6 protein-coding genes are annotated in these 10,212 nt (G+C 33.5%); 5 read left to right on the plus strand and 1 reads right to left on the minus strand.

Annotated elements, in window-relative coordinates; translation table 11 throughout:
- Positions 1 to 92 precede the first annotated feature (92 nt).
- The 5 genes from murJ (at position 93) to CKF59_RS04260 (ending at position 8,155) form a co-directional block, all read left to right on the plus strand.
- Positions 93 to 1,679 carry a murein biosynthesis integral membrane protein MurJ gene (gene murJ, locus CKF59_RS04240; protein ID WP_119534732.1) on the plus strand — a complete coding sequence of 529 codons (1,587 nt, stop codon included), beginning with the start codon at positions 93 to 95 and terminating at the stop codon, positions 1,677 to 1,679.
- Between the two features lie 127 nt (positions 1,680 to 1,806).
- On the plus strand, positions 1,807 to 3,855 hold the full coding sequence (locus tag CKF59_RS04245) for a UvrD-helicase domain-containing protein (RefSeq protein ID WP_119534733.1): 2,049 nt from the start codon (positions 1,807 to 1,809) through the stop codon (positions 3,853 to 3,855).
- Positions 3,856 to 4,023: 168 nt separating this feature from the next.
- On the plus strand, positions 4,024 to 5,124 hold the full coding sequence (locus CKF59_RS04250; RefSeq protein WP_281270078.1) for a 3-deoxy-7-phosphoheptulonate synthase: 1,101 nt from the start codon (positions 4,024 to 4,026) through the stop codon (positions 5,122 to 5,124).
- A gap of 157 nt (positions 5,125 to 5,281) precedes the next feature.
- A complete protein-coding gene (locus tag CKF59_RS04255; RefSeq protein WP_119534734.1) occupies positions 5,282 to 6,784 on the plus strand; it encodes a Bcr/CflA family efflux MFS transporter in 1,503 nt (500 codons plus the stop codon).
- 99 nt (positions 6,785 to 6,883) lie between these two features.
- On the plus strand, positions 6,884 to 8,155 hold the full coding sequence (locus CKF59_RS04260) for a polysialyltransferase family glycosyltransferase (protein WP_119534735.1): 1,272 nt from the start codon (positions 6,884 to 6,886) through the stop codon (positions 8,153 to 8,155).
- 45 nt (positions 8,156 to 8,200) lie between these two features.
- On the opposite strand, the gene pyk is transcribed toward CKF59_RS04260, so the two are convergent.
- Positions 8,201 to 9,643 (minus strand): pyruvate kinase, encoded by a 1,443-nt coding sequence (gene pyk, locus CKF59_RS04265; protein WP_119534736.1) that lies wholly within the window; start codon positions 9,641 to 9,643, stop codon positions 8,201 to 8,203.
- Between the last annotated feature and the right edge of the window lie 569 nt (positions 9,644 to 10,212).

The raw sequence follows: 10,212 nt of genomic DNA on the forward strand, positions 1-10,212 counted from the left end.
ATTCTCAATAAATAAATTCACATCTTTAATTTGATAATGATTTATAATTAAGGAATTTAAAACTTTGTAGTTTTTTTCAGGTTGTTTACCCAATGAAAAAGTCAAATAATCTCTTAAAAACTGGATTAATCTTTTCTGGTTTTACATTATTTTCACGAATTTTAGGATTTATTCGTGATATGGTAACCGCAAACCTTTTAGGATCTTCTTCTGATATCTTTGTTTTTGCGCAAAGGATTCCAAATTTGTTTCGTCGTCTTTTTGCTGAAGGATCATTTTCTCAGGCTTTTGTTCCTATTCTCTCAAAGTATTACACTGAAGAAGATCAAAGCCAAATGCGTTCTTTAATCGCAAGTGCTTTTGGCTGGTTATCATTAATTACGTTAAGTATTACCATTATTGGAGTGCTGGGTAGTGGCTGGTTTACCATTGCCTTAGCTAATGGTTGGTATCAAGATTATCTTGCGGGAACAAGTGATAAATTTGTTCAAGCTTCTTTTTTATTAAAGATAACTTTTCCTTACTTATTCTTTATTTCTTTAGTGGCTTTATCAGGAGCTATTTTAAATGTAGTTGGAAAAGTAGCCTTGTTCTCTTTTACTCCAGCTCTCTTAAATGTAAGTTTAATTCTCTGTGCTTTATTTCTCCCTCCTTATGTAGGGGGAGATGTAAACTTAGCTTTAGCTTTGGGAACTTTTATTGGTGGTCTAGTGCAACTAGCCATTCAAATCCCATTTTTATATCGTATAGGGTTTCTCGTTTTTCCGAGTTTAAAAATAACCTCAGGCTTAAAAACTTTATTTAAAAATATGCTTCCCGCATTAATTGGAGCTTCGGGATCGCAATTAAATATGCTCATTAATACTATAGTTGCTTCCTTTTTTGCGGCTGGAGCTATGAGTTGGTTATACTATGCTGAGCGTTTAATAGAACTGCCTTTAGGAATTTTTGGGGTAGCCATCTCGACTATTTTATTACCAACCTTATCTCGTAAGGTAAAACTATTTAAAGAAAACCCTAGTCAAGAACATAGAGAAGGAGTACATGCAGCTATGGATTGGGGGGTAAGAATGATTTTTCTTATTGCCTTACCTGCAACTGTAGGATTAATTTTTCTCGGAGCCTACATTATTGATGTGTTATTTTTACACGGACGTTTTACAATGGATGACTTAGCGATGACCAATATAGCCTTAATCTGCTTTAGTATTGCAATCCTCCCATCCATGTTAACTAAAACTTTAAATAATGGGTTTTACGCTCGTGAGAATACCAAAACTCCAATGTATGTAAGTTTATTTACGATTGGTATTAATATAATTTTAAATGTAGTTGCCTTAAAGATAAACTTTTGGTTTTTAGCTTTATCTACTTCCATAGCTTCTTTCTTGAATATGTTTATAATCTACACTCTCCTATGGAAAAAAGATTACTATGGTTTTAGCCCTTTAGCTTGGTTAACCTTAGGACGAGCTTTACTGGCTACCATTACTCTTGGCTTAGTGCTGTATTTTTTACCTCAGAGTTTTACCGTGTGGGGGCAAGAAAATCTTATCTATAAAATCCTTACTTTAAGTGCTTATGCCCTAGCGGGGATTGTTAGTTACATTTTTGTGCTTTTCCTTACCGGCTTTAGATTAAAACATCTTAAGTATGTAGAAGTTTTACCTAAGGCTTAGATTATTTTCTGATCCCTAAACTAAATTAAGGTATAATAACTTTAACTTTATAAGGGGCTTTTGCAAATTGCAAAAGCCCTTTAACCTCTTTTATTATTTCTTTAAATCGATCGAAAAAAAATAACATATGCAATTAAATGAGCAACAAGCTGCTGCCGTTAATACAATTAAAGGTCCTTGTTTAGTAATTGCAGGAGCTGGTTCAGGAAAAACTAGAGTAATAATTAATAAGATTCGTAATTTAATTAATCATGGGATTCCTGATAAAAATATTTTTGCGGTTACTTTTACCAATAAGGCCGCTGCCGAGATGCGTGAACGTCTAAGGGCAGACCTTAAAACTAGTTCTAAAGTAAACATTAGTACTTTCCATACCTTAGGACTAAATTTTATTAAGCGAGAGTATCGTTTATTAAACCTAAAAGAAAAGGTTATTCTTTCTGATGTTCATGATCAAAGAGTTTTATTACGTGATTTGATTTTACATACAGACTCTCCTGGAGTAATTGATGAACAAATTACTCTAGCCCAAAACTTTATTTCTTCGGCAAAAAACAAATTGCTTCTTCCAGGAGATATGCCAGGTAATCCTGAAGTCTTTTCAAAAAATCCGGAGTTTATTAAAAATTATAATTTCTATTGTCGCATTTATCATTATTACTTTACTTATATGCAAAGTATTTCGACTTTAGATTTTGATGATTTAATTTTATTACCAACTACTCTTTTACGTTATAACGCTAAGGTAAGAGCCAAATATAATAAAAAAGTAAAATATTTACTTGTTGATGAGTATCAAGATACTAATACTAGTCAATATGAGTTTGTTAAGCTTCTTGTAGGTTCTGATCCTAATTTTACGGTGGTTGGGGATGATGATCAGTCAATTTATTCTTGGCGTGGAGCTCAACCTGAAAATCTGAATCGACTGCAAGAAGATTTTCCCGATTTAAAAGTTATTTTCCTTGAACAAAACTATCGTTCTACCGAAAACATTCTTGAAGCTGCCAATAAGTTAATTGGTAATAATCCTCATATTTATCATAAAAAATTAAAATCGGTACATGGCAAGGGTGAGTTAATAAAAGTTATTGCTCATGAAAATCCCGAAGAAGAAGCTTTTGCGGTGGTCAATGCAATTATTGAGCATAAACTTAACCATAATACTAAGTACGGAGATTATGCGGTATTGTATCGAGGCAATCACCAGTCTCGTTTACTTGAAAAAGAGTTTGCTGAACATGATATTCCTATTGTCATTAACGGGGATGCTTCCTTTTTTGAAAAAAGCGAAATCAAAGATTGTTTAGCTTATTTAAGAGTTTTAAGTAACTTTGATGATGACAAGGCTTTAATGCGGATTATTAATGTTCCGCGTCGGGAAATAGGTTCGAAAACCGTGGTAGCGATTGGAGAAGTAGCTAAGCGTTATAATTGTAGTTTCTTTGATGCTTGTTTACATCCCGACTTACTTACCATGATTCATGGACGAGCTTTACAACAGTTACAAGATTTTATTGATTTGCTTTCACATACGGCTGAGTTGATTCATAATAACAATGACTTTTTTGTCTTTAAAGCCTTTTTTGATGAGCTAGATTACGAGCAGTTTTTATATGAGCAAACCGATAATAAAAATGTCGTAGAAGCACAAATTAAGAACATTAATATTCTGCTTGATATGGTCAGACGTTGGATGTCCGATGCCTATGGCAACCCTATGACACTAAATGAGGTAGTGCAAAGATTGTTCTTACGTGAGATGTCGGCAAATAAGGCTAAAGAGCAAGCTGAAGACTTTGTGCAATTAATGACCATTCATGCTTCTAAAGGATTAGAGTTTCCTTATGTGCATATAGTGGGCTGTGAAGAAGAAACTATTCCTCATAAAACTAGTATTGAAGAGGGGAATATAGATGAAGAACGTCGCTTAATGTATGTAGGGATCACGAGAGCACAAAAAGAATTAACCTTAAATTATTCAATAAGTGCAAAACGTGGTGGAGAAATTTGCGATCTTGAAGTATCACGCTTTATTCATGAGTTACCAGAAGAAGTAATAGATCATTATATGCTCAGTCCTGAGCAACTTGAAGAGCGTAGACAGGAAATTCAAGAACGCAACTTAGATATGCTTTTAGAATTAACAAGAAAGAACGAGCAAGAAGTATATTAAAGTTTAATTATTTTTTGCACCTTTGCTTTGTTTTTGCTACAATATGGGAATGTAAGTGTTATTAAAGAATTAGCTCTTTTATAGGTTCTTTTTTATAACTCATTTATAAAAAAAGATAGTAAGTGTATAATTTTGATAAACCTCAAGAAGAGGTAATTTTTTACTTTTATGTCAGCAGCTAATTTCAAAAAAGGTGATATAAATTTCACTAATGATAATGTTCGTGTACACAAAATCCGTGATATGCTTTCACCGGTGTCAATTATTGAACGTTATCCTTTATCAAAAGCGGGCGTAGATCGTGTTGCCCAAACGCGTAAAGAAGTTTCTGATATTTTACATGGCAAAGATGACCGTTTACTCGTAGTAATTGGACCTTGTTCAATTCATGATGTTAAAGCAGCTCGAGAGTATGCTTTAAGATTAAAAGAGCAAATTGAAAAATATCGTGAACAACTATGTATTGTAATGCGTGTTTATTTTGAAAAACCGCGTACAACTGTAGGTTGGAAAGGTTTAATTAACGACCCTTATTTAAATCATACTTATCAAATTAATGATGGTATTGCTTTAGGGCGTCAAATCCTTGTGGAAATCAATGAATTAGGTGTGCCTACTGCTGGTGAATTTTTAGATACTATGTCTCCACAATATATTGGAGATTTAATGTCTTGGGGTGCTATTGGGGCTCGTACTACCGAATCTCAACTTCACCGTGAGTTAGCTTCAGGCTTATCTTGTCCGATTGGCTTTAAAAATGCAACCAATGGTTCGGTACAAATTGCTGTAGATGCTATGGTATCTTCTTCTTATCCACATACGTTCTTAGGAATTACTAAGTTTGGTCAAGTTGCGATTATTGAAACTACGGGAAATCAAGATGTACATGTAATCCTCCGTGGGGGGTCAAATGGTCCTAACTATGATGCTGAATCTGTAGCTAAAGTGGTAGAAAAATTAGAAAAAACTCCATTTACAGCTTCAGTAATGGTGGACTGTTCACATGCTAATTCAGAAAAAGATTTCCGTCGTCAAAGCTTAGTTTGTGAAAATATTTCTGAACAAATTAAATCTGGTTCTTACAGCATTAATGGGGTGATGATTGAATCTCATTTAGTTGAAGGCAGACAAGATTTGACCGAAGATAACATTGATAGTTTAACTTATGGTCAATCAATTACCGATGGTTGTATTGGGTGGGAAACTACCGAAGAATTATTAGCAATGTTAGCTAATGCAGTACAAACTCGTCGTGATAATTACAAATAATTAAAGAAAAGATCAAAGACCAAGTCTAAATATAGACCGAGTCTTTGATTTTTTTTATTGTAATTAAAAGAGCAATTTAACTTAAAAGAGTAATTCTTATTAAGGTAAATTGTTGTATAATAGTGTAGTTTTTTTGTCAATTTAATGTACTTTGATTATGATTAGTGAGAATAATTATAAAGAAGATTTTTTAGATTCTCATGAGATTAAAGCTAAAATGGTAGAGATTTTAGCTCAAGCGGATGTAGAGCAAATCAATCAACGTCGCCGCCAGCTCATGGAAGCTAAACTACAAGAATTAAAAGATGATCTAGCTAAATTGACAGCAGCTAATCCTAGTGTATCTCCTTTTAAAGAAGTAGATCCAGAATTAGAACAAGTTAGTCATGTCCTCTCTCCAAAAAATAATCTTGAGGAATTAGATCACAAGCATAAAAGATATTTACAAGGTTTATTACCGGCTCAATGGGTAGTAATTATAATTTTCGCCTTGACGTCAATGTTACTTCCTTTTTGTATCGATATGTACTTAAGTGCTTTCCCAGCGATGGCACGAGAATATCAAGTAGATGTAAGTAGAATTGAGTTTTCTCTCTCAATTTATTTTGTCGGGATTGCTTTAGGACAGCTACTGTGGGGACCGCTTGCCGATTCGATAGGACGTAAAGGAATAACTAGTATTGCCTTTATTTTCTTATTTATTAGTTCAATCGTGATTGCCCATTTAGATAATCTAACCATGCTTTACACCTTGCGTTTTATTCAAGGGTTTTTCTGTGCGGCAATTTTAGTTTCTTCAACCTCAATTTTACGTGATATTTATGAAACGGTTGACTTTGTCCGCATTAATGGAATCGTTACTTTAATCTTCTTTGCAGCTCCGTTTTTAGCTCCTCTTATTGGTGCATATATTGCTGTAGCAAGTTCTTGGCATTATATTTTCTATAGTATTGGAATTATGTCTTTAATTTGCTTTGCTCTTTTTGTAAAATTTATTCCTGAAACCTTAAATCCAGCATTTAAGCGTAAAGTAAACTTTAAGCAAACCTTTAAAATTTTCGGACAAGTTTTAGGAGATGGGCGTTCTTTTTGGTTAATTATGCTCATGTCTTGTTCGAGTTGTGTAATCTTTGCTTATGTTTCTATGGCTTCAGGAGTATTCCAAAACTTCTATGGCATTAGTGAGCAAGTTTTCCCTTATATTTTCGTACTTAGTGTGATTACTCAAGTATTATTTAACATTTTCAATACGAAAATGGTGAAATACATGTCTCCAGCAAAATTATTGTTAGTGGGGATGGTATGGCAGTTATTGTCAGGAGTGTTCTGTTTAGGGGCTTCTCTTCTTGATACTGGATTCTATGGAATTTTAATTGGAGTGATTTTAGCTATGTCAGCAAGCCCATTAATTTTCTTAAACTCTATTGCCCTTTATTTAGAGATCCACTATCGTCAGTCAGGTACAGCTTCTAGTTTAGTGAATATTTCACGTTGGATTCTTCCAGGAGTTGTAACTGCGGTAGCTCAACATATAGATCCTTATCGTGGTTATACTATGTTGATGACCATGGGAATTTTCTCGATTTTAATTTTTGTTTGTTTCTTAAGTTACAATTTTTGTAATAAACGTTTTGAAACTAAAGAAGCACAAGTTGCTTAAGCAAAGAAAACGAAAGAGTACTGCTAAATTTAGTGGTACTCTTTTTTGTTTTTCTTTTATAATGTAAGGGTAAGTTTAGCTTTGATTTTATACAGATAAATGACTAATACGAATTTAAAACATGTTTTTGTAATTCATAGTGCGATTACAAACTTAGTAACCAAATTAATAATCCGTCAATTAAAGTTGGATTTAAATAATGTTTACATTATTTGTCGTGATTCATCTTATGCTTTAGCTCTAGAGACAGTTCCTGCAAGAAATATTATTAACTGCCAAGAACTCATGCATATGATGATTCCTACTGATAAGGTAAATGAGCGTGGAGTTTTAGACTCAATTTTATTAGCTCGCCTTTTTGCACAAATTCTCGATACGGCATTTAATCGTAATAGTAAAGAACTTAATACTCAAGAGTTATTTGTGCCGATTAGCACTCAAGCGACAAAATTTTATGATCGCGAACACCCACCGGTACACAATAAATTTATTGCCTATGTACCACATATTGCTGATTTAATCACCAATGTGGTGTGTAAGCTTCCAAATTGTGTACAAGTGAATTACATTGAAGAGGGAACTTTAAATTACATTGATGTAGACTACTATAATCACGAGTTAACCCCAATGGTTGCTAAATACTTAGAAACTAATCCAGAGTTTACCTATGCAACTTCAGGAGTTAATTTCTATCAAGAGTATACGCTTTATAATTTTAAAGACTTAGAAAAAGAACATCCTTTTTTAAGAAATAAAGACAGTAAATATTATGTATTAACCAAGGATGCCTTTGCTTACTTTGGTTTTGCTCCTGAAAGAGTTGTGCTTTTAGATGCTAACCTTTTAAAAGATAAAACTGCAAAATCTCAAATTGAAGAGTTAAGAAAGCAAACCTTTGCTAAACACCCTGAACTAAAAGCTAATCATGATGGCTTAAATCAATACATTAATGTAATTATTTTTGAAGGGCAGGGAAGTATTACCGATAATAGTAAGTTTAATGAATATAGTTTATCTTTAGTGCAGAAGGTTATAGATGCGGGAGTTAAATATGCTCTTTGTAAATTTCACCCTTTAAGTACTGAAGCTGTACGTGAGAGTTTACGTGAAAAACTCCGCAATTTAGATATAGTCTTAGATGAGATTCCTGATAGTGTTTCTTTAGAGCAAGAAGCTTCTATTTTACCCGAACGCACCTGTGTGTTCCATGGAATTCAGTCTTCGGCATTAATTTATGCTTGTGTATTTGGGCAAGCTGCTAAGTGCTATCAAGAAATTTTAGATCATGATGCTTTCTTACAGAATTATAAGAAAAATCATAGTTTTGATATGAAGAAGATAGTGGCGAATGTAAGTAAATTTGAAGTATAAAAAAATGGACCGTTTGGTCCATTTTTTTATCTAGAATAATTTATTTTAGTCAACGATTAGTACACGAGCACAGTTAGTTGAACCTAAAGTTTCAGCATCACCTGAAGTTACGATAACTTTATCACCTTTTTTGAATAAGCCTTTATCACGTAACATATTAATTGCAGCACGGATACCTTCATTAGAACGTGTGTTACCATCAAAGAAATAAGGATAAACACCACGGTAAAGAGCACATGTACGTAATACAGTTTGGTTTTTAGATAAAGCGTAAATAGGTAATGAAGAGTTAACACGAGATGTTAATAAAGCAGTACGACCTGAAGAAGTCATAGTAATAATACCTTTAACACCTGGTAAGTGGTTACCTAAGTGAGCTGCTGAGATAGCAATTGACTCTTCAATTGAAGTGAATTCACTTTCAATTACGTGAGTAGTTGATACTGAAGGTAATTTTTCAGCACCTAAAGCTACATCAACCATAGTTTTTACAGTTTCAGCTGGGTAGTCACCAGCAGCTGTTTCTGCTGAAGTCATCACAGCATCTGTACCATCAATGATCGCATTCGCTACGTCCATTACTTCCGCACGTGTAGGGAATGGGTTTTTAATCATTGATTCCATCATTTGCGTAGCGGTAATAATTACTTTACCGTGTGCACGACAACGTTCAATTAATAATTTTTGGATTGCTGGTAATTCTGCATCACCGATTTCAACTGCTAAGTCACCACGAGCAACCATGATTACGTCTGAAGCTTTGATTACATCATCCATAGCTTCAACTGAAGCTACAGCTTCTGCACGTTCTACTTTAGCAACGATTTTTGCGTATAAACCAGCTTCTTCAGCTAAACCACGTGCTAAATCTAAATCAGCACCTGTACGTGGGAATGATACCGCTAAGTATTCAACACCAATACGTGCAGCTAATTTAATATCTTCACGGTCTTTTGCAGTTAATGCTGGAGCAGTTAGACCACCACCTTTTTTGTTGATACCTTTATTGTTTGATAAAGGACCAGCAACAATTACTGTAGTTTGTACACGAATACCATCAGTTGCGTCTACAACTAATTGTACATAACCATCGTTTAATAAAAGAATGTCACCTGGTTTAACATCTTTAGGTAATTCTTTATAGTCAATACCAACTGCTTCTTGAGTACCTTCGCCACGACCTAAAGTAGCGTCAAGAATAAATTTATCACCTACGTTTAAGAAGATTTTTTTGTCATCTTTGAAAGTAGACACACGGATTTTTGGTCCTTGTAAGTCACCTAAGATTGCAACTTCACGGCCTAATTTTTTTGCAATAGAGCGTACACGTTCTGCACGTTCAATATGCTCTTCAGGTGAACCGTGGCTAAAGTTCATACGAACTACATTAGCACCAGCTGCGATGATTTTTTCTAAATTATCACCTTCATCTGTTGATGGACCCATAGTACATACAATTTTTGTACGGCGTCTTCTAATCTCAGACATTATTATTCTCCAAATTATAATAGTAAGAAGTCTGTTTAAAGTTTTAATGAGAAAATTATCTCATTCACAAACTCAGGCATTAAGCGACTTCACTATAAACCTAATGCGACGTAAGACTTGTGTTCTTTAGATTTTTATTTTTCACAAACGATAAATAAAAATAAAGCTAAAAAAATAATATTTAAATAGCAAAATTATGGAATAGATCCACTTCTTTTCAGTGCATATTTTACCACAGACAAGAAAATATTTGAGAACTTTTTCTTGTAATTCTTTAGAAAAAACTTTAAGAAAAAGATTTGATTATGCTTATTTATGAGTTAAGAAAAAGCTATGATCCTAAGAGGAGATAAAGTTTACTCTAGAGAAAAAATTTATAATTCCTTAGCTTTCTTTTGGGTTAATGATTTATTTGTCAACTAAGTCTAGTTTTTTACTTATAAATAAATGTGAATTATTGTAAAGTAAGTGAAGTTTTATTGATGTATTTAACAATTTATTCACATAAATTATATTAAGAGTTAAAAGACAACTCTAGTTAAGAATCATTTACTCTATTAAATATACTC

The organism is Psittacicella gerlachiana (assembly GCF_003585965.1).
GTDB lineage: Bacteria > Pseudomonadota > Gammaproteobacteria > Enterobacterales > Psittacicellaceae > Psittacicella > Psittacicella gerlachiana.

Excerpts from the sequence above, each read along its gene's own strand:
- murJ (WP_119534732.1), top strand. The coding sequence starts at position 93 with ATGAAAAAGTCAAATAATCTCTTAAAAACTGGATTAATCTTTTCTGGT.
- CKF59_RS04260 (WP_119534735.1), top strand. The coding sequence starts at position 6,884 with ATGACTAATACGAATTTAAAACATGTTTTTGTAATTCATAGTGCGATT.
- CKF59_RS04255 (WP_119534734.1), top strand. The coding sequence starts at position 5,282 with ATGATTAGTGAGAATAATTATAAAGAAGATTTTTTAGATTCTCATGAG.
- pyk (WP_119534736.1), bottom strand. The coding sequence starts at position 9,643 with ATGTCTGAGATTAGAAGACGCCGTACAAAAATTGTATGTACTATGGGT.
- CKF59_RS04245 (WP_119534733.1), top strand. The coding sequence starts at position 1,807 with ATGCAATTAAATGAGCAACAAGCTGCTGCCGTTAATACAATTAAAGGT.
- CKF59_RS04250 (WP_281270078.1), top strand. The coding sequence starts at position 4,024 with ATGTCAGCAGCTAATTTCAAAAAAGGTGATATAAATTTCACTAATGAT.